This is a genomic window from Streptomyces sp. NPDC087901 (assembly GCF_044742205.1).
In the GTDB taxonomy this organism is placed as follows: domain Bacteria; phylum Actinomycetota; class Actinomycetes; order Streptomycetales; family Streptomycetaceae; genus Streptomyces.
The window spans coordinates 138,180-157,511 of sequence record NZ_JBIUUC010000007.1; the positions used below are offsets into that span (position 1 = coordinate 138,180).

At 69.6% G+C, this 19,332-nt stretch carries 17 protein-coding genes; 8 read left to right on the plus strand and 9 right to left on the minus strand.

The window, feature by feature from the left end; genetic code table 11:
• Positions 1-87 precede the first annotated feature (87 nt).
• Entirely contained in the window at positions 88-1,554 is a 1,467-nt protein-coding gene (gene eccD / locus ACIOEW_RS22685; protein ID WP_362542227.1) for a type VII secretion integral membrane protein EccD, read from the plus strand.
• 317 nt (positions 1,555-1,871) lie between these two features.
• Positions 1,872-2,792 (plus strand): hypothetical protein, encoded by a 921-nt coding sequence (locus ACIOEW_RS22690; RefSeq protein WP_401965393.1) that lies wholly within the window; start codon positions 1,872-1,874, stop codon positions 2,790-2,792.
• Between the two features lie 52 nt (positions 2,793-2,844).
• Here the strand turns inward: ACIOEW_RS22690 and ACIOEW_RS22695 are convergent, their stop codons facing one another.
• Positions 2,845-3,771, minus strand: a complete 927-nt coding sequence (locus ACIOEW_RS22695) for an SDR family oxidoreductase (RefSeq protein WP_401965395.1) — start codon at positions 3,769-3,771, stop codon at positions 2,845-2,847.
• A gap of 299 nt (positions 3,772-4,070) precedes the next feature.
• On the opposite strand from ACIOEW_RS22695, the gene ACIOEW_RS22700 reads away from it, so the two are divergent.
• On the plus strand, positions 4,071-5,051 hold the full coding sequence (locus ACIOEW_RS22700; RefSeq protein ID WP_401965398.1) for an alpha/beta fold hydrolase: 981 nt from the start codon (positions 4,071-4,073) through the stop codon (positions 5,049-5,051).
• Between the two features lie 523 nt (positions 5,052-5,574).
• Here the strand turns inward: ACIOEW_RS22700 and ACIOEW_RS22705 are convergent.
• Both ACIOEW_RS22705 and ACIOEW_RS22710 read right to left on the minus strand, forming a co-directional pair.
• The gene (locus ACIOEW_RS22705) at positions 5,575-6,483 is read right to left on the minus strand and encodes an aminoglycoside phosphotransferase family protein (RefSeq protein ID WP_362542239.1); all 909 of its coding nucleotides are present in this window, start codon (positions 6,481-6,483) and stop codon (positions 5,575-5,577) included.
• A 228-nt stretch (positions 6,484-6,711) separates the two neighbouring features.
• Positions 6,712-6,885, minus strand: coding sequence for a hypothetical protein (locus ACIOEW_RS22710; RefSeq protein ID WP_401965401.1), 174 nt, complete (start codon positions 6,883-6,885; stop codon positions 6,712-6,714).
• 51 nt (positions 6,886-6,936) lie between these two features.
• Between ACIOEW_RS22710 and ACIOEW_RS22715 the strand changes: the two genes are divergently transcribed.
• Complete coding sequence (locus ACIOEW_RS22715) at positions 6,937-7,965, plus strand: S66 peptidase family protein (RefSeq protein ID WP_401965404.1); 1,029 nt, start codon at positions 6,937-6,939, stop codon at positions 7,963-7,965.
• Between the two features lie 23 nt (positions 7,966-7,988).
• Here the strand turns inward: ACIOEW_RS22715 and ACIOEW_RS22720 are convergent, their stop codons facing one another.
• Entirely contained in the window at positions 7,989-8,657 is a 669-nt protein-coding gene (locus tag ACIOEW_RS22720; protein ID WP_401965407.1) for a DUF397 domain-containing protein, read from the minus strand.
• A 20-nt stretch (positions 8,658-8,677) separates the two neighbouring features.
• Between ACIOEW_RS22720 and ACIOEW_RS22725 the strand changes: the two genes are divergently transcribed.
• Entirely contained in the window at positions 8,678-8,986 is a 309-nt protein-coding gene (locus ACIOEW_RS22725; RefSeq protein ID WP_362542256.1) for a hypothetical protein, read from the plus strand.
• 128 nt (positions 8,987-9,114) lie between these two features.
• Positions 9,115-10,230, plus strand: a complete 1,116-nt coding sequence (locus ACIOEW_RS22730; RefSeq protein WP_362542259.1) for an ADP-ribosylglycohydrolase family protein — start codon at positions 9,115-9,117, stop codon at positions 10,228-10,230.
• Positions 10,231-10,309: 79 nt separating this feature from the next.
• On the opposite strand, the gene ACIOEW_RS22735 is transcribed toward ACIOEW_RS22730, so the two are convergent.
• Positions 10,310-11,881, minus strand: coding sequence for a sodium:solute symporter family protein (locus tag ACIOEW_RS22735; protein WP_401965409.1), 1,572 nt, complete (start codon positions 11,879-11,881; stop codon positions 10,310-10,312).
• 380 nt (positions 11,882-12,261) lie between these two features.
• Positions 12,262-13,044: an SDR family oxidoreductase gene (locus tag ACIOEW_RS22740; protein WP_401965412.1), complete on the minus strand. Its 783-nt coding sequence runs from the start codon at positions 13,042-13,044 to the stop codon at positions 12,262-12,264.
• 79 nt (positions 13,045-13,123) lie between these two features.
• Here ACIOEW_RS22740 and ACIOEW_RS22745 point away from each other — a divergent pair, with 79 nt between their 5' ends.
• Positions 13,124-13,993, plus strand: a complete 870-nt coding sequence (locus ACIOEW_RS22745) for a hypothetical protein (RefSeq protein WP_401965414.1) — start codon at positions 13,124-13,126, stop codon at positions 13,991-13,993.
• A 143-nt stretch (positions 13,994-14,136) separates the two neighbouring features.
• Here the strand turns inward: ACIOEW_RS22745 and ACIOEW_RS22750 are convergent, their stop codons facing one another.
• The 3 genes from ACIOEW_RS22750 to ACIOEW_RS22760 form a co-directional block, all read right to left on the minus strand.
• Positions 14,137-14,343, minus strand: coding sequence for a DUF397 domain-containing protein (locus tag ACIOEW_RS22750; protein ID WP_362542270.1), 207 nt, complete (start codon positions 14,341-14,343; stop codon positions 14,137-14,139).
• Between the two features lie 243 nt (positions 14,344-14,586).
• Complete coding sequence (locus tag ACIOEW_RS22755; RefSeq protein WP_362542273.1) at positions 14,587-15,456, minus strand: helix-turn-helix transcriptional regulator; 870 nt, start codon at positions 15,454-15,456, stop codon at positions 14,587-14,589.
• 255 nt (positions 15,457-15,711) lie between these two features.
• A complete protein-coding gene (locus tag ACIOEW_RS22760) occupies positions 15,712-16,434 on the minus strand; it encodes a GPP34 family phosphoprotein (RefSeq protein WP_326736782.1) in 723 nt (240 codons plus the stop codon).
• Between the two features lie 164 nt (positions 16,435-16,598).
• Here ACIOEW_RS22760 and ACIOEW_RS22765 point away from each other — a divergent pair, with 164 nt between their 5' ends.
• Positions 16,599-19,232, plus strand: a complete 2,634-nt coding sequence (locus ACIOEW_RS22765) for a serine hydrolase (protein ID WP_401965419.1) — start codon at positions 16,599-16,601, stop codon at positions 19,230-19,232.
• The last annotated feature ends 100 nt before the right edge of the window (positions 19,233-19,332 follow it).

Below are 19,332 nucleotides of genomic sequence, written 5' to 3' on the forward strand. Positions count from 1 at the left end.
CCTACGTGCAGTCCGTGCAGGCGCCCCCGATAGGGTGGCGCTCTTACCCAGGAGCGCGGTGCACAACGAACCAGGGGGAAATATCAGGTGAGTTCAACCCTTTCAACCGGTTTCTGCCGAATAACGGTCGTGGCACCGGACAGCCGCATCGATGTCGCCCTCCCGGACGACGTCGCGGTCGCCGATCTCCTTCCCGAGATCCTGCGGCTGACCGGCCAGGCCACGCCGCCGGGGACACCTCCCGGCTACCACCTGGCCCGCCGCGACGGCACCCTCCTGGACCTCACTCACCCGATGGCCGTCCAGCGCGTCCTGGACGGGGATGTCCTGCGGCTCCGGCCCTTCGCCGAATCGCTCCCCCCGGCCGTCTTCGACGACGTCACCGACGCCGTCGCCTCCGCTGTCCGCCGCGACCGCGCCCTCTGGAGCGACCAGCTGTTCCGCGCCTCCGGCCTCTTCGGCGGCGCACTCCTCCTCGTACTCATGGGCTTCGTGCTCTGGTTCTCCGACCCGGTCCAGCACGACATGCACGGCCTGCCGGGCATCGTGGCCGGTGTCGTCGGGCTGCTGCTCGTCACGCTCGCCGCCATCAGGGCGCGGAGCTACGGCGACCGGGCCTCCGCGATCGCGCTCGGCCTCGCGGCCCTGCCGCACCTGATGATCGCCGGGTCCGGCATCCTCGCGCTCGATCCGGGCACCGGCATCGGGCGTATGCAGTTCCTGCTCGGCTGCGCCACGGTGCTCTGCTTCTCCGCCGGACTCGTCGCCGCGATGCCGTCCGGCGACGCGCCCTTCGTCGCCGTCGTCTTCGCCTCGACGGTAGGAACCCTCGCGACGTTCTGCTCGATCCTCACCGAAGCCCGTCCCAGCGAGACCGCCGCGGTCTGCGCGGTGGTCGCCATCGGAGCCGTGGCCTTCCTTCCCGGCCTCTCCGCGAGGGTGGCCCACCTGCCGATCGGCTACGCGGCTCCTCGCCCCATGACGGACGCCGACCTCGACCGCGAGCCGGGTCCCGGCGACCGCGGTCCCGTCGACGCCGAACGCATCGCAGCCCAGGCCCGGCGTGGGCACGAGCTGCTGCTGGGCCTCGCCGGGGGCTGCTGCGTGGTGGTCGTCGCGGCCGCCGCCGTCCTGGGCTTCTCCTCCGACGTGTGGGGCCAGGCCCTCGCACTGGTTGCCGGCCTCGCCATGCTGTTGCGAGCACGGCTCTTCCGCTACACCGCCCAGGTCGTCGCCGTGCTGGGCGCGGGTCTCGCCGCCCTGGGCCTGCTGGTGCTGGGGCTGTCACTCAATCCGCCCGCCGACGCTGTCATCAAGCTCCTGACGGAACAGGACCGAGGACCGCTCGACATTCGTACGCTGTGGCTCGCCGCGGCCGTCACGGCCGGTGCCGCACTGCTGATCGGCATCGCTCTGATCATTCCGAAGAGGGGGCTGTCACCCTTCTGGGGCCGTCTCTCCGACCTGGCCGAGGTGGTTCTCCTCCTCGCGCTCGTCCCCCTCTGCCTGGCCGTCCTCGACGTGTACTCCTCGGCACGCGGCATGACCAGCTAGAGCCTGTCGTCCGGGTCATCGGGACCCTGCACGACACGGTGTTCCTGACCAGCTGGTGATCGCGCGGGTTTCCACGCCGAGCAGGGGCGGCCTCGGGCGGGGCACCTGCCGCAGCAGCGGAACACGGGCTGCTTCCGGAGTCGCGCGGTCGGACTCCGGAAGCGACTGCTCGCAACTGTCGTTGCTACTACGTCACTCACATGGGTGAGCCAATTCCCAAGACACGTGCGGGCGTTACGTGCGGGCATATTCTCCTGGCAAGAACGAACCCGGTGCTCGGGGCAGTTCGAGCATCACGCCACTCGCAGGAGTCCCGCATGGTCAGTTCGCCCCACGAGGCGATGCACCGCATCTTCCAGGAGAACCCGGGCCTGTTCTCCCGTGTCTCGGAATTGCTGGGGATCACGATCTCCCCACCCGTCTCGGTCACCGTGATGCCTACCGACCTGACCGAGAACCGTCCACTGGAACGGCGCGTGGACACCTTGCTGCGCCTGGACACGGAGAATGACGAGCCGCTTCTCCTGGCCATCGAGGCCCAAGGAAAGAAGGACACGGACAAGCCGGCGAGCTGGGCCTATTACCTGTCCTACCTGTACACGAAATACCGGCTCCCGCCGCTGCTGCTGGTCGTCTGTCAGGACCGTGCAACCGCGGAATGGGCCTCCCGCCCGGTCCCCATCGGCCCCCGCCAGTGGCCCGCGCTCACCCTGCGCCCGCTCGTGGCGGGCCCGCACAACATGCCGGTGATCACCGATGTCGCCGAGGCCCGCAAGGACCTGGCGCTCACCACGCTGGCGGCGATCACACATGCCGCCGATCCGGACATCGGTGCCATACTGAAAACGCTGTCCACCGCTCTGCGGGACGTACCGGAAATCATCGCCGATCCCCTTGTCGAACTCACCGCACAAGGCCTGGGCAACCGCCCGGCCGCACAACAGTGGAGGAACCTGGTGGCCGTGGACCTCTCTTTCTACAAGTCCTTCATGGCAGAGGAAATCCGGGACGAGGGCCGGACGGAAGGCCGGACGGAAGGCCGGACGGAAGGCCGGACGGAAGGCCGTTCGGAGGGCATCGCGCAGGGCATTCTGCTCTTCCTCGCGCGGGCAGGCGTCGACGTACCGGACGAGGCGCGCGAACGGATCACCACCTGTGGCGATCTCGACACCCTGAACCGCTGGCTTCTGCGAGCCCCCACCGCCCGGTCGGCCGAGGACGTCTTCGCCGAGGAGTAGGCGGCCCCTCAGCTGAAGCGAGCTTCCCGAACGGCCCTCCCCGACCTGCCCGTCACCGGTACCCCGTCGCGTCCGCCGGCTTCCCGGCGGCGTCGACCTCGACGAGGTAGCGCCAGCAGTCGGGGCGGGAGCCGTCGAGGTCGGTGAAGCCGTACTCCTGGGCGAGCTGCCCGCTGGACAGTGACTGGCCGTTCCAGCGGGCGAGGCGGGCGTCACCGGCCAGCGCGGCGACCGCGCGCCCGACGTACGAAGGGCTCTCCGAGATACAGAAGTGCGGCACCTCGGTCAGAGCGTCGCGCCAGTTCTCCTCGGCCACGCCGAACGCGTCGAGCATCATCTCCGAACGCAGCCAGCCCGGGGTGAGCGCCACCGCCGTGCCGCCGTGCGGCTTCAGCTCGTGCGCGAGCACGAACGCCATGCGCAGCACGCTGTTCTTGACCAGGTCGTAGAAGTAGGAGTTGCGATAGTTCGCCTGGTTGTACGCGGCTGTCCCGTCGGTCATCTCGACCACGAGCCCGCCCGGGCGACGCACCAGCAGCGGCAGCAGGAAGTGGCTGGTGATCGCGTGCGTCTCCACGCCGAGCCGGAGCAGCCGCAGTCCGTCGTCGAGGTCGTGCTCCCACACCGGCTTGTCGAACGCGAACAGCCGCTCGCCTCCCCAGATGTCGTTGACGAGCACATCGAGCCGCCCCTGCTCGGCATCGATGCGCCCGGCCAGTGCCCGGACCTGCTCGGGCACCAGGTGGTCGGTCGGCACCGCGATGCCGGCTCCGCCGGCGGCGGTGACGAGCTCCGCGGTGTCCTCGATCGTCTCGGGCCGGCCGTACTCCGAGCGCCGTTCCCGAGTCGTGCGCCCGGTGACGTAGACGGTCGCACCCGCCGCGCCGAGCTCGACGGCGATGCCGCGCCCGGCGCCCCGGGTGGCCCCGGCCACCAGTGCGATCTTTCCGTGGAGTGCCGGTTTCGATGTGTCGGACATGAATCCCCTCGAGGTCACGGTCTGTCGGTTCGCCCCGGTCCAGGTAAATCGTCGACGAGGACCGGTGGCCCCATGCTCGACGGGAAACCGGACACCATGTGTCTTATTTCTTCACTTTTCTTCGCGCGCCTCGGTGCCGTCGGTGCGGTCCGAGGCCGCTGCCGCCATCGGGGGCCAGACTTGCCGAATCGGCAAACGAACTCGTCTTCCTGACGGCGCCCTCCGCATGATCGGTGCAGAACGGGGGACGGCGGATGGGGCCGTTCCCGGCGCACATCGGCTGGTCCTGGAGGACACGTATGGCACCGCAGAGTTCGGAAATCGCGCACCGGTCGGTTACTTCGCCGGGAGGCCGGATCCACCTGGCCGAACAGGGAACAGGACCCCTGGTGCTGCTGATCCACGGCTTCCCCGAGTCCTGGTACTCCTGGCGCCACCAGCTGCCGGCCCTGGCGGCAGCTGGATACCGGGCGGTCGCCGTCGACGTACGCGGCTACGGCCGCTCCTCCGCGCCGGCCGCGACAGATGCGTACCGGATGCTCGATCTCGTGGAGGACAACGCCGCGGTGGTGCGCGCCCTGGGCGAGGAGTCGGCCGTGATCGTCGGCCATGACTGGGGCGCCACCATCGCCGCGCATTCCGCCCTGCTCAGGCCGGAGGTCTTCCACGCGGTCGGGTTGCTGAGCGTTCCCTACACCCCGCCCGGCGGCCCCCGCCCGAGCAGTGTCTTCGCCCGGATGGGCGGGGACGAGGAGCTCTACGTCTCGTACTTCCAGGAGCCCGGCCGTGCCGAGGCCGAGATCGAACCCGATGTACGCGGCTGGCTCGCAGGCTTCTACGCGGCCCTGTCCGCCGACACCATGCCCGCGGCCGGTGCTCCGGACCCGCACTTCGTCAGCAGGGGCGGGACGTTGCGCGACCGGTTTCCCGGCGGCCGGCTGCCCGGCTGGCTCGGTGAGCGGGATCTCGACCTCTGTGCCGCCGAGTTCGAACGCACCGGCCTGACCGGCGCGCTGAACCGGTACCGGAACATGGACCGCGACTGGGAGGACCTCACGGCGTTCAACGGCGCCCCCATCACTCAGCCCTCGGTGTTCATCGGCGGTGCTCTGGACGCCTCCACGACCTGGCTGTCCGACGCGATCGACGCCTACCCGGCCACGCTTCCGGGCCTGTCCTCCTCCCACATCCTCGACGGATGCGGCCACTGGATCCAGCAGGAACGCCCCACCGAGGTCAACCGGATCCTCACCGACTGGCTGGCCACGCTGCCCGGCTGAAGCGCTCACGCAGCGCCGTCCGGTGCTGCCGGGCAGAGGCCGGTACGACACCGCCCCGCACCGGACTCCGGCGCGGGGCAGTGCCGTACCGGGCAGCGCGGTGCGGGGAACGCTGTGGCGTCAGCCCACCAGCAGGTCCCGCTTCAGTGAGCGAACATCCTTGGCATTCAGGCCGAGTGTGAGGAAGCCCTGACACGAGTCATCTGCGTCATGCGTGCATGGTCGAAGGCCCGCACGTGGAGAGGTGTAACCCCGGGTGAACGGAGGACGAAGGCGCGTCCAACAGGGCCTCTTCGGCAGGGGGCACGCCGCTTTCGCCCGGCCGGCGTGCACGGTCCGGCAGGCAGGCAGGCAGGCAGGCAGGCAGGCAGGCAGGCGGGCAGGCAGGCAGGCGGGCGGCCCTGCGTATCGTTCGTCCGGCACATCCGGGCCGGTTGTGTCCTTCTCGGCCGAGTGGGCCGGCGACCGGCTCAGCAGATGGCCGGACTGCCGCGGACCACAGCCGTGCGGACCGGCCGGCCGGTCAGCCGAAGGAGTCGTGATCGGCCAGGACCGCCTCGATCACGCGCAGTTCGCTGCCCGCCCGTTCCGGATCCGTGCCGACGCACCCCGTCAGGTTCAGCAGCGCCTTCCACAGGGCCCAGCCCCGGGCCCGCGCCCAGGTTCCGGCGTCCTGGCCGACAGCACGCCGGAACGCCTCCCGGCTGTCGCCGTCGAAGAATCCCCACGCGATCACCAGGTCACAGGCGGGGTCGCCGACGCCCGACGTACCGAAGTCGATGACGGCCGCGAGCTCACCGTCGTCGACCAGCAGGTTGCCGGAGGCGATGTCGCCGTGGAACCACACGGGTTCGCCGTGCCATTCGGCGGCCAGGGCGGCGTCCCAGACCGCGCGAGCCCGGTCCGTGTCGACCTGGCCCTCCAGTGCGGCCAGGCAGCGCCGGGTCTCCTCGTCGTAGTGGGCGGGCGACGCGCCCCGGTACCAGCTGTGCTCCCCGGCGAGGGGACCGCCCGTCGCGTCGCAGCGTTGCAGGGCGAGGACGAAGCCGGCCACCTGCACCGCGAACGGTGAAAGGTCGTCGATACGGGCCCGAGCGGCGGTCTCGCCCCGCAGCCATCGCCGGACCGACCACGGATACGGATAGCCCTCGCCCGGAGCGCCCAGGGCGAGCACCGGGGGCACGGCGACCGGCAGCGTAGGGGCGAGGCGCGGCAGCCAGTGGTGCTCCTTCTCCACCGCGGGGACGTACCCGGCGGCTGTGGGCAGCCGGGCCGTCATCGCGTCGCCGAGGCGGTAGGTCCGGTTGTCCCAGCCGTCGACCTCCACCGGAGTCACGGGCAGCCCGCTCCACTGAGGGAACTGGGCGTCGATCAGGCGCTTCACGAGCGCGGCGTCGATTCCGGCGCGACCGTCCGGGTGGGGGGATGCCATCCTGCGATCATCGCTCCGGACGGCCGGACGGCACAACGAGATTTCGCCCGGCCGCTCGCCGCACCTGCTCCGGAGGCCCGGCGATAGGAGGAGGGGGCCGGTGGAGGGCTTGCTTCGAGATCACGGAGCGCCTCCCGGCCGCTCCGTTCTCTCAACTCCTGGGCGTGCGTCGCGCGTCGGCTGATTCGGGCCGGCCCCTGCACATCGTGCCGCCGTCTCCTGGCGGCCTCACTTCCACGGGTCGCTGAACGACCGGCCGGGCACCGGCTTGGCGATGAGTGCCGCGGGGGCGAAGAAGCCGACCTGGCCGATCGCGAACATCAGCGTGGCGAGCGCCTTGGGCTCATAGTGCTCGGCCGCTCTCGCATACAGCTCGTCGGAGACCCTCTCTACCCGCCACAAGGCGTCGAAACTCGTTCGGCACGGGCGCAGCAGCGTGCCAGAATCCGGCGCATGCCAGTTCGATATCCACACCCTCTGCGTCCCGGTGACCGCGTCGGCATCACTTCCCCTTCGAGCGGGGTCCCGGACGACCTCCGTGCACGCCTCGACGTGGCCATGCGCGATGTGGAGGCGCGGGGGTACGAGGTGGTTGTCGGCCACTGCATGGACGGTGCCGGTCATGTCAGTGCCCCGGCGGCCGACCGCGCCGGCGAACTGATGGCCATGCTGACGGACCCCGGCATCAGAGCGGTGGTGCCGCCCTGGGGCGGGGAGACGTCGATCGACCTGCTGCCCCTGCTCGACTGGGACCGGCTGCGTGACGCCGAGCCGACCTGGCTGGTCGGGTTCTCCGACATGTCGACCATCATCACGCCGCTCACTCTTCTCACCGGCGCAGCGACCGTGCACGGCAACAACCTGATGGACACGCCCTACCGGGTGCCCGAGGGACTCCTGTCGTGGCTCGACATCGCCGCTGCTCCGCAGGGCCACCGGTTCACGCAGTCCCCGCCCGACCGCCACCGAGCGACGGGCTGGGACGACTACCGTGCCCGGCCCGAGGTGAGCGAGTACACGCTCGATACGCCCGGCAGGTGGACCAGGCTGGACGCCGACGGTGACGTGGAGGCCGAAGGACGCCTGATCGGGGGGTGTATCGAGACACTCTGCAACCTCACGGGAACGGCCTACCTCGACGTTTCCGCCTTCGCGCGAGCCCACGCCCCGGAAGGGCTCCTCGTCTACGTCGAAGCGGGCGGTGACGACGCCTTCACCATCTGCCGAAACCTGCACGGGATGCGGCTGGCCGGCTTCTTCGACGCGGCGAACGCGGTCCTCGTCGCCCGGACCTCGGCACCCGACGCCGACTCGCTGACACAGCACGAAGCTGTTCTCGACGCGCTGGGCCCGTTGAACGTCCCGATCATCGCCGATGTCGAGTGCGGGCATGTCCCGCCGTACCTGCCCATCGTCAACGGAGCGCGCGGCCGAGTCGTGCACACCTCGACCCGGAGCGAACTGACCCAGACCCTGGACTGACGCCCCGAGCCGGCCGGCCGGTGTCAGTGCCCGGCCGCGTACTCCACGAACGCGGACCAGGCGCCCGGCCCGAAGGCGAGCGCGGGACCGGTGGGGGTCTTGCTGTCGCGGACGGGGACGAGGGCGGGGAAGGTGTCCGACACCTCGACGCAGTTGTTGTCGCCGCCGTCGCTGTAGCTGGACTTGTGCCAGGTCGCGGTGGAGAGGTCGGGGATACGGCTCATGATCTGTGCTCCTCCAGGACACCTGATGAACGCGGCGGATTCCGGCGGGGGCAGCGCCAGATCCCGGAACCGATCGTAGGACAGCCGGTAGCGCGTCACGGCGGCCGGATCCTCGCTCAGCTCCGCGCATCCGTTGCCTTCCGTATAGGCAACGGCGCTCGCGTCGTCCTGCCACAGCAACGTCAGGGAACCGTCCATCAGATGGTGCGCCGCGGCGGCGAAGGGCAGGACCTGGAGGACGACGGAGGCTGTCTCGCCCATGTCGATCAGATGCGTCAGCTGTTCGTCCCACGCCTTGGGGTCGGTGACCGGCCTGCGGAGCGCGTACTCGTCCATGATGATCCGTACGGACGGAGCCGGATTACGGTGCAGCAGTTGCTGACGGCCCATGCGGGCTATGACCTGCTCCTCCACCAACTCGGCCTCGGCGTCGGTTTCCTGGGCGCCGGACAACAGCTTCCGCGCCACCTCCTCCGTCAGGAGCAGTCATGGCCGACCTTCCTCCCCGCCTCCTTCCCTGGGCCTCCCCGGAGGGCAAGCCGTGCTGGCTCAGCACCGACGATTCCGGGAGCCTGATGTCACGGCTTGCCGATGACATGGAGGACGAGCAGATCGAGTGCGGCGAGCAGGTGTGGGCCGGGTCGCGGGCCGTGCTGGCGGACCGGGCGGCGGGGGAGCGGGCGGTGCGGTTCGCGCTCACCAGGGCCACGGAGTCGCTGGGGGATCTGCTGCGGATCGCGCACAGCAGGGGGCACCGGATGCAGCGGGAATCCCCGGAGAATGCCGCGCAAAACTGAACCGAACCAGCCACTTCGTACATACCGTTCCGCCCCCGTCGGTCCCGTGGTCGTTCGATTACAGTGCTGCGCAGTTACCGCTTAGTCGCACACGGAAACGAACCGAAGGACCGATGGAAAGGGGCACGGTGAGCTCAGCGACCACAGCTGTCTGGGGCCGTGCCGAGCAGCAGGACTTCCGCAGCCGGGTACGCGGCGCACTGCTCGGCGGTGCCATCGGCGACGCGCTCGGCGCGGGCGTCAGCGGGCTCACGCTGGAGGAGATCCGCGAGGCCCACGGCGCCGACGCCGTCACCGACTTCGTCCCCGCACACGGCGGACGCGGCTTCGTCACCGCCGTCACCCAGCTCACCCTGTTCACCGTCGACGGGCTGATCCGCGCCCAGGTCCGCCGCGACACCGGCGCCTGGCACCCGCCCACAGACGTGCACCAGGCCCATCTGCGCTGGGCCGCCACCCAGCACGACTGGGGGCCCGACGAACGGCGCAAGGACAACGGCTGGCTCGCCGGGCAGGAGTGGCTCTACAGCCGCCGCGCGCCCACCCGGGAGTGCCTGGGCGGCCTCGGGGACACCGTCATGGGCAGCCTCGACCGGCCGAAGAACCCCGCCGCGCACGACTCGGCCGCGCTCACCCGCTCCGCCCCGTTCGGACTGCTCGTCGGCTGGGAGCCGCAGCTCGTGTTCCAGCTGGCCGTCGAGTGTGCCGCCCAGACGCACGGCCACCCCACCGCCCTGCTCTCCGCAGGCGCTCTCGCCGTCATGGTGCACGGGCTGGCGCGCGGCGAGTCGCTGGACGGTTCCGTGCAGCACGCGCTGGGGCTGCTCGCCGAGCATCCGGGCCACGAGCCCGTCACCGAGGCGCTCAAGCAGGCTCTCGGCACCGTGCGCCAGGGCATCCCCGGTCCCGCCCTCATCGAGTCGCTGGGTGCCACGGACTCGGCCGAGGAGGTCCTCGCCGTGGCCGTGTACTGCGCCTTGGTCGGCGAGGACATCCGGCACGGGCTGCGGCTGGCCGTGAACCACGGCGGGCCCTCCGCCGCCACCGGGGCCCTGTGCGGGGCGCTGCTCGGCGCGCTGCACGGTGAGACCGCACTGCCGCCGGCCTGGCTCGCCGAGCTGGAGGGGCGCGCCACGCTCCTGGAGCTCGCCGACGACTTCGCCATGGAGATGACACAGGGGCCCGCCCTGCACGGCCCGGCCGACGCCGCACCGGGCTGGCTGGCCCGCTACCCGCGCGGCTGAACCCGGGAACAGGCGGGGGCGGGGTTACGGAAGCCGCCGCATCCGTAACCCCGCCCCCGCCTCCGTACAGCCGCGGGCGTCAGTCCTTCGCGCCGTCCACCACCGCCACGTCCTCGGGACCGCGCTGGCCCGGCAGGGGTGCACCGGTCGTCGAGTCCCCGCCGTCCGTGTTGATCTGCTCGATGATCGCGTCGCGCTCCGGGGTGTCCTCCGGCTTGATGAAGCCGATGACGATGTAGAGCACCAGCGAGATCGCCAACGGCAGTGCCACCTGGTACTGCAGGGCGACGTCCGTCTTCACCGAACCGTCGAAGTTGTAGTTGGTGAGGTAGAACGCCAGCAGCCCCGCCGCCCAGCTGGTGAGCGCCGCCGTCGGCCCCGACTTACGGAACCTGCGCAGCAGACCCAGCATGAACGGGATCGCGATCGGACCCATCAGACCGGCGACCCACTTGATGACGACCGAGATGATGTCCTTGAACGTCGGCGAGTTGATCTGGGTCGCCAGTGCCATGGACAGGCCCAGGAAGCCGAGCGTGGAGAGCCGTGCGGCCATCAGGCCGGCGCGGTCGCTCCAGTTGCGGGCCGCCTTGGAGAAGACCGGGGCGATGTCGCGGGTGAAGACGGCCGCGATGGCGTTGGCGTCCGAGGAGCACATGGCCATCGTGTGCGAGAAGAAGCCGACGACGACCAGGCCCAGCAGACCGTGCGGCAGCAACTGCTCGGTCATCAGCGCGTAGCTGTCCGAGGCGTCCGGCTTCTGGGCGTCGACGAGCAGCGGGGCGCACCACATCGGGAAGAACAGGACCGTCGGCCAGACCAGCCACAGGATGGCGGAGAGCCGTGCCGAGCGGGTCGCGGAGGCGGCGGAGTCCGTGGCCATGTAGCGCTGGGCCTGGTTCCACATGCCGCCGTTGTACTCGAAGGTCTTGATGAACAGGTACGCCAAGAGGAAGGTCACGGTGTACGGGCCGGCCGTCGGGTCCGTGTGGCCCTCGGGCAGCTTGTCCCAGACCGTCCACAGGGTGCTGAAGCCGTCGAGCTTGCTCATCGCGGTGACGAGCATCGCGATACCGGCGAACAGCTGGATGACGAACTGCCCCAGTTCGGTGAGCGCGTCGGCCCACAGACCGCCGACCGTGCAGTAGACGGCCGTGATGAGGCCGGTGATGAAGATGCCCTGGGTCAGGGTGATGCCCGTGAAGACGGAGAGCAGGGTGGCGATGGCCGCCCACTTGGCGCCGACGTCCACGATCTTCAGCAGCAGGCCGGACCAGGCGAGCGCCTGCTGGGTCTGGATGTTGTAGCGGTTCTTCAGGTATTCGAGCGGCGAGGCGACGTGCAGCCGCGAGCGCAGCCGGTTGAGCCGGGGAGCGAAGAGCTTGGAGCCGATCCCGATGCCGATGGCGATGGGGAGCGACCACGTCACGAAGGACGTCACGCCGTACTGGTACGCGATGCCGGCGTAGCCGGTGAACATCACGGCGCTGTAGCCGGACATGTGGTGCGAGATGCCGGAAAGCCACCACGGCATCTTGCCGCCGGCCGTGAAGAAGTCGCTGACGTTGTCGACACGCTTGTGGGACCAGAGTCCGATCGCGATCATCACGCCGAAGTAGCCGATGAGCACGACCCAGTCGAGACTGTTCATGTGCCCCCTCCTGGGGTCCGCCTTGTGAACGGGTACGCACTTCGTCAGTACGGCCGTTCAGCGGGGTCCCCGTGCGGGAGCGGGGACTTCGGGGATTGAACCGCCTGTTCGGTACCTCGGTCAAGGTCTCCAGCGGTCAGGGATGTGAACATCGATCAGCAAGTCGAACGATTTTACTTGTTCTTGACCCACGGAGGCGTTGTCGTGAACGTGACGGCGGCCACACGATGAGCGGGCACTTCGTCAGGCTGTGCAGAGAAGGCAAGAGAAGGTCCGGAAGCGCCGAAGAGCACAGAAAGACCGCACGGGATGCGGGTCCCGTGCGGCCGAGAAGGAGGAGAACTGTCCTTGCCGAAATCCCTGCGAAGCGCGCCCGCGCGTCAGCGCATCAGCTCGCCCGCGTTGACCAGCAGGGACTGCCCGGTGATCGCCCGTGCCCGGTCGGAGGCCAGGAAGACCGCGGCCTCCGCCACATCGCCGTCCGTGGCCAGCTCGGGCAGCGCCATGCGTTCCGAGAGCCTCCCCAGCACCTCGGACTCGGGCACCGCCTCGGTGTGCGCGGTGAACTGCACGTAGGCCTGCACCGGCGGCCCCCACATCCAGCCCGGCAGCACGGTGTTCACCCGGATCCGGTGCGGTCCGAACTCCCACGCCATGGAGTACATCGCCGAGGTGAGCGCGCCCTTGGAGGCCGCGTACGCCGCCTGCCGCACCTGCGACGGCGCCGCGATCGCGGACTGTGTGCCGATGACGACGACCGATCCGCCCCGCTCCTTGAGAGCGGGCAGGCAGGCGCGCGTCATCCGCAGGGTGCCGAGCAGATTGACGTCGACGACCGCCTTCCAGGTGTCCAGATCGGCGTCCTCGACGCCGCCGAAGTAGCTGTCCCAGGCGGCGACATGGACCACTGCGTCGATCCGCCCGAACCGCTCGACGGCCAGCGCCGCGAGCGCCTCGCACTGCGTCTCGTCGGTGATGTCGGTGGCCAGATGGGCGGTGTGCAGCCCTTCCGGATCGATCTCGGCGGCCGACTTCGCGAGATTGGCCGCGGTGCGCGCCCCGAGCACCGCGTTGCCCCCGTCGCGCACGACTGTGGCCGCGATCTGATGTCCGAGCCCGGCGCCCACCCCGGACACGATGACGGTCTTCCCCGCGAGCAACATCGGCGCCTCCCGGCTCTGGCAGTTCTTCTGACGGGGCGTCAGAGTAGGTCCCTCCGGCACAGTACGGAAGGGGAACGGCATGGGCGAGGAAGCAAAGGGTGAGAGGGCGCGGGGTGGCGGGACGCGGAGCGACACCTACGCCGAGCTGGCCGCGCTGGGGCCGTACGGGGTCCATCCCGGCCACGCGCTGATCACGATGGTTGAGCCACACCCTGGTCATGAGCATGCTTACAATCGCTGGTACGAAGATGATCATTACTACGCGGGCGCGATGGCGATGCCCTGGATGTTCGCCGGCCGGCGCTGGGTCGCCACGCGGGAGCTCCAGGAGCTGCGCTACCCGGACAAGTCGGCGGTAGCCCAGCCGGTCGGCGCCGGGTGCTATCTGTCCACGTACTGGGTGACGGACGGGCGCTACGACGACCACATGAAGTGGACCGTCGGCATCAACAAGCGGCTCAACCGGGACGGCCGGGTCTACCAGGACCGGACGCACGTCTTCACGGCGTTCCAGGACCACGAGGCGACGGTCTACCGGGACGGGGCCGCCGGACCCCGGGACTTCCATGCCCTCGATCATCCGTACAGCGGACTGGTCCTGGAGGTGATCGACGCCGAAGGGCCCGCACAGCGGGACGAGTTGCTGGAGTGGCTGCGTTCCCGGCATCTGCCGAAGCGGCTGAGCGGGTCGCCCGCGGCGATGGTGACGGTGTTCCGTCCCACGCCGTTGCCGGGCGACCGCATGACCTATGTGAAGCAGGTCGAGGGCGTCGACACCCGGCTGACCCTGCTCTGGTTCCTCCAGGAGGATCCGCGGGACTGCTGGGCGGAGCATTTCGCCGGGCTCGACGCGACGGTTGCGGAATCGGGTCTGGGGCGGGTGGAGCTGGTGGCGCCGTTCATCCCGACCGTGCCGGGCACGGACCGCTACGTGGATCAGCTGCGCTGAGGTGCGCGGCGGTTGACGCCGTGCGGTGTTCCCGTTTCTCCGATGTGCGCGGAGAGCCCTCTCGGCCAGGACGGCGAGCCGGACGAGAGGGCTACCGGCAGCACCTGAAGCGGTGCGGCAATGCGGGGTAAGGGAAGCATCGGTCAGGCGTTGACGGAGTCCTTGGCGACATCACGCACGAATGCGGTCCACGCGCCGGGGACGAAGGTGAGCGAAGGGCCTTCGGGGGCCTTCGAGTCACGTACGGCGATCGCCTGCACAAGAGGGGACTTGACTTCGACGCAGGCGCCGTTGCCCCCGGAATACGACGACTTCGTCCAGTTGTCCGTAGCACCCTGACGAATGGCCATGTTCACTCCGGTTCAGAGAGTTGTGTGAGCGCCATCGGATTTCCCGGTGGCGTGATCGACGCTACTCGCCAAGCTCCCTGCGTGAAGGGGCCGTTCACTCGACCGGATGGTATATACCATGCAGGTCTTCCGCTACGAGGTGGCGACGGTGTACCGTGCCGTCGCCTCACCCGTAACATCGCTTCATTTCTCTCATACCGGACTATGTGGGCTGGCTGGTTTACGCGCCCGTACAGCCGGAGTTCATGCCGTGTTCAGACGCGTGTACCCCTTTGCGATCCCGTCGATGAAATGCCGGGTCTGCTCCACATTCAGGGCCTGGGCCCTCAGGTGCTCGTACATGACGCTGTACCGCTGCACGTCATTCGCCTTCTCCAGATAGAGGTCGCTGGTGACGCCCTCGATGTAGACCACGCTGGAATCCGCGGCGTCCGGGAATTCCAGAATGGCGTACTGCCCGTTGATGCCCGGGTGCGCCCCCATGTCGAACGGCAGCACCTGGACGGTCACGTGCGGCAGGTGGGACAGCTCCACCAGACGTTCCAGCTGCTCGATCATCACCTGCTTGCCGCCGACCAGCCGGCGCAGCGCGGACTCGTCGATGACCGCCCACAGCCGCAGTGGGTGCTCGGGGGCGGTGATCCGGTCCTGGCGGCGCGAACGGACACTGACGCGCTTGTCGATGTCCGACTGCGGGGCCTCCGGCAGTGCGCCCTTGATCAGCGCCTCGGCGTACTGCCGGGTCTGCAGCAGGCCGGGGATCACCTGGGGTTCGTACACCCGCAGCGACTCGGCGTCGGTCTCCAGACCGATGTAGACGCTGTACGGGATGTCGCCGAAGGCATGCCACCAGCCCTGCTGGCGGGAGTCCTTGGCCATCTGCATGAGCGAGTCGACGACCCGGACGTCCTCGACCTCGTACACCCCGCAGAGGTCGCGTACGTCGCGCTGGCTGATGGAGCGGCGGCCGTTCTCGAGGCGGCTGATCTTGGACTGCGAGACCAGCAGGCGCTCCGCGACCTCCTCGGCCGTCATGCCCTTGATCTCGCGCAGTCGGCGCAATTCCTGACCCAACCGGCGTCGCCTGACGGTGGGATTGACGTTGGACGGCACGGAAACGGCACCTCCGGCTATGTAGCTGTGCGTATCTACTGCTCAGCAGATTGCCACCCGTGCCCCCGGCCGCGCTGGGAAACGGCCACACGCAGCGGCGCGGGGCAGCCGGTGGTACCGGCTGCCCCGCGCTTGGTGCGGCTCCCGAACCGGGTCTTGGGGACGACGGTGCGGCGGTATTCGGTTGTTGCGGTGGTGCAATTGCGGTGCGAGTGGTGCTGGGCGTGCGGGTGCTGCACCGGCGCAGGTGCGGTCCTAGTGGACCGCGGTGTGCGCCATGCTGTCGCGGCGTGACTGCGACTGCACTTGCTGTTGCAACGGAACTCCGGCCGCCTGGTTGCGACGCGGTTGTGCGACCGCCCCGTTCTGGACGTCCATCACGGCGTGCGCCACGAGACCGCCCATGGGGTCGTGTCTGATCAGGTCCCGGAGCCGGGAGCGCGAGGAGCGCCCCTCGTTTCCGGGGTACAGGTGCTTGCCGAGTCCGACCGCGTGGGCCAGTGCGGCAAGCGCCGCGGTCCGCGGGTCCGGCGGTACGCCGGTGCGGATCGCACTGTCCAGCCTGGTTCTGATGTCCCGGCTGATTGCCGTGTCCGTCGCCTGGTAGCGAGTCGTCGGCAGCACTCCGCACATCTGGCCCGCCACGGCATGCACCATGCCGCACCGCTCCAGATGAGCGAGGTAAATCTGGCGGAGCCCCAACCGGGGTCCGCCGATCCAGTGGACGGCCCGGACCGGGCTGCCGCGTCTGCGCAGCAGTTCCAGTGCGGAGTCCAGAGTCGGATCTCCTGTCGGCCGTGGCATCACCACGGCGATACGATCCCCATCAGGGGCTATCCGTCCTGCCAGAGCCAGCTCTACTAGCTGGGCCCCGGCAAGGCCGAGGTCGAGCGACTGCGGCTGCGCTGTGGTACCCGTGGTCGGGTCCAGAGCGAGCAGCAAAAGCTCCTCCGGAATTGTTCTGCGGCTCCTGCCCATCCATGCCTCCCCGCGTGGATGAGTGACAGGGTGACCCCTCTCACATCTGTCTGTCGAGAGCGCCTGGGTGCTTTGTACGGGAACCAGTAGGTATGTCGTTCTCGTCTAGCAGCCCGGACATGGGTTCACACGGGACACTGGTAGACGGTTCGGACAGCGCGGGGATGTCCCCGCGCCGCATGGAGGAGGCATCGGTGGCGGGCGAGTCCCCCGACAAGTCGGAGCAGCAGAAGTCGTCGGGAACGACTCGGAGCGAGGCTGATCCGCGGCTTGCCGTGTTCCGTGAACCCGCCTCTCCGGCGGAGTCCGGAGGCGGTGTGGACACGGCGACGGCCGTCTTCCGCACGCAGCGGTCCGCGCCGGAGGCGGAGGACGCCGAGGGCGGGGCCGTGGACGAGGTTGCGGCGGATGCGGATGCGGACGCGGATGCGGACGTTGCCGTAGCCGTGGCCGGTGATGTCGAAACCGATGCGGATGTCGCTGCTGAGGTGGACGCCGACGCGGACACCGACGCCGACCCGGATGCGGAAGCCGGGGCCGCCGAGGGCGACGCGGCGGACGGAGCCGAAGGGGCCGCTTCGAGTGGCTCCGACGAAAGCGATGACGTGACCGCTCAGGAGCCCGAGGCCGCTGCGGGCACGGCAGGGGCCGCAGAGGCCGCGGAAGGCCCTGAGAGCCCGGTGGAGGCCTCTGAGGCCGATCCGGGCGCTGCGGAGGCGCCCGTGGAGCCTGCGGAGGCTGTGGAGCCCGCGGTGGGGGCCGAGACCATCGGCGCCGCCGAGCCCGACGCGACCGAGGAACCCGACGCATCCGATCCGGCCGACGAGCCGGAGAAGGCCGTCGAGCCCGAGGGCGGCGACGCGCGGCTGCGTGCAGCCGTTGCCGCGTGGGTGTCCAAGGGCGAAGACACGAAGAGTGACGCGCCCAGCGCCGATCCCGAGCCCGACGTCTCCGAGTCCGACGACGTCTCCGAGCCTGCCGTTCCCGAGTCCGACGACGCCTCCGCTGCGGAGCCGGACGGTGGAGACGAGGAGCCCGCGGACGAGGCCTCTGCCGAAGAGTCCGCTGCCGTCGAGCCCTCCACCGACGATGCCTCCACCGACGGTTCTTCCACCGACGGTTCCTCCGGCCGCGAGGCCCCGGACAGCGCTTCCGGGGCACGCGTTCCGCGGACCCGAGAGGAGTCCGGCGACGAGGCGCGGCCCGCTGAGGACGAGCGGGGAATCGATCAGGCGACGGCCGTCTTCAAGGCGCCGAAGCTGCCCCGCGTCGACCAGCCCACGACCGCGCTGAAGATCACCCCGCCCCCGGCGGAGACGAAGCCGGAGACCGGGACCCGGCCGGAGTCCCCCGCCGAGCGGACCAGCAAGTTCGTACCGCTGCGTGCGGACGACGTACGGTCGGCCCCCGCACCCCGCAAGCCGGAGGCGCCCGCGGCTTCCGGCGCCGGTCGGCAGCAGCTCGCCGCGTCGCTCAGCGGTGCCGAGCGGACCCGGCAGCAGCCGATGCCGCCCCGGCCGCCGCTCGACCTGCTGGCCGAGCTGACGAACACCCCGCCGCCGCCGGAGACCCCGGTCCGCACGGCCGTGCGCCGGGTCAAGATCTGGACTCCGCTGGTCCTCCTGCTGCTGATCGCGTTTGCAATCGCGCAGATGGTCCGCCCGTTGCCGGCCCCCGCGCTCACGATGACGGCGGAGTCGTCGTACACCTTCAAGGGCGGTGAACTGAACCTCTCCTGGCCGGAGCAGGGGCAGTCGGCGGTCACCGTGGACGGTGTCGGCTCGCTGGGTTCGTCGGGAGCGCAGAAGCCGGCGCCCATCGCCAGCGTCGCCAAGATCATGACGGCGTACGTGGTGCTCAAGGAGCACCCGCTCACCGGCAAGGAGCAGGGCGAGAAGATCACCGTCGATCAGCAGGCCGAGGACGAGTCCAAGCTGGATGACGAGTCCACCGCGCCGATCAGCAAGGGGCAGCAGTTCACCGAGAAGCAGCTGCTGCAACTCCTGATGATCCCCTCCGGGAACAACGCCGCGCGCCTCTTCGCCCGCTGGGACTCGTCCGAGACCGAGTTCGTCGCGAAGATGAACGCCGCGGCCAAGGACCTCGGCATGGACAACACCACGTACACGGACCCGAGCGGCCTGAAGAAGACGACGGTCTCCACCGCTGTCGACCAGCTGAAGCTGGCCAGGGCCGTGATGCAGAACGATGTGCTCCGGGAGATCGTGGACACTCCGCAGATCAACGTCGAGGGCGTCGACGGGACGATCTACAACAACAACTCGATCCTGCTGCAGCCGGGCGTGAGCGGCATCAAGACCGGCTCCTCCACGCCGGCCGGCGGCAACCTGGTCTGGTCCGCCAACACGGTCGTGGACGGCAAGAAGCTCTGGATCTACGGCGCGGTCATGGGGCAGCAGGCGGGCACGGGGCAGCCCTACGACAGCCTGGTGATGTCGCTGAACAACAGCCTCAAGCTGATCAAGGACGCGCAGGAGGCCGTGACGTCCGCCACGGTCGTCAAGAAGGGCGATGTCGTCGGATACGTCGACGACGGCTTCGGCGGCCGCACTCCGCTGGTCGCGACCGGTGACCTCAAAGCGAAGGGCTGGCCGGGTCTCAAGGTCGAGCTGTCCGTGCAGGACAACGGCAAGGAGATCTCGCGCAGCATGAAGGCAGGCACGAAGGTCGGCGTGGTGACGGTGGGGACGGGCCCCGGCAAGGTCAGTGCCCCGGTCGCCCTCCAGCAGGACCTGAAGGACCCGGGCTTCGGCCAGAGGCTGACCCGGATCGGCTGACGCCCGCACCGGCCCGGTGCGTACCGGTGGTTGCCCTGCGGGACCCGCTCCCGCTGGGCAACCACCACCTCCGGCGTCCACCAGGGTGCGAGCCACCTCA

What these genes read in the sequence shown, in the direction of transcription:
- ACIOEW_RS22740 (WP_401965412.1), bottom strand. Translation starts at nt 13,044, where the DNA reads ATGTTGCTCGCGGGGAAGACCGTCATCGTGTCCGGGGTGGGCGCCGGG.
- ACIOEW_RS22715 (WP_401965404.1), top strand. Translation starts at nt 6,937, where the DNA reads ATGCCAGTTCGATATCCACACCCTCTGCGTCCCGGTGACCGCGTCGGC.
- ACIOEW_RS22745 (WP_401965414.1), top strand. Translation starts at nt 13,124, where the DNA reads ATGGGCGAGGAAGCAAAGGGTGAGAGGGCGCGGGGTGGCGGGACGCGG.
- ACIOEW_RS22695 (WP_401965395.1), bottom strand. Translation starts at nt 3,771, where the DNA reads ATGTCCGACACATCGAAACCGGCACTCCACGGAAAGATCGCACTGGTG.
- ACIOEW_RS22700 (WP_401965398.1), top strand. Translation starts at nt 4,071, where the DNA reads ATGGCACCGCAGAGTTCGGAAATCGCGCACCGGTCGGTTACTTCGCCG.
- ACIOEW_RS22760 (WP_326736782.1), bottom strand. Translation starts at nt 16,434, where the DNA reads ATGGGCAGGAGCCGCAGAACAATTCCGGAGGAGCTTTTGCTGCTCGCT.
- ACIOEW_RS22735 (WP_401965409.1), bottom strand. Translation starts at nt 11,881, where the DNA reads ATGAACAGTCTCGACTGGGTCGTGCTCATCGGCTACTTCGGCGTGATG.
- ACIOEW_RS22750 (WP_362542270.1), bottom strand. Translation starts at nt 14,343, where the DNA reads ATGGCCATTCGTCAGGGTGCTACGGACAACTGGACGAAGTCGTCGTAT.
- ACIOEW_RS22725 (WP_362542256.1), top strand. Translation starts at nt 8,678, where the DNA reads ATGGCCGACCTTCCTCCCCGCCTCCTTCCCTGGGCCTCCCCGGAGGGC.
- ACIOEW_RS22690 (WP_401965393.1), top strand. Translation starts at nt 1,872, where the DNA reads ATGGTCAGTTCGCCCCACGAGGCGATGCACCGCATCTTCCAGGAGAAC.
- ACIOEW_RS22705 (WP_362542239.1), bottom strand. Translation starts at nt 6,483, where the DNA reads ATGGCATCCCCCCACCCGGACGGTCGCGCCGGAATCGACGCCGCGCTC.
- ACIOEW_RS22765 (WP_401965419.1), top strand. Translation starts at nt 16,599, where the DNA reads ATGTCCCCGCGCCGCATGGAGGAGGCATCGGTGGCGGGCGAGTCCCCC.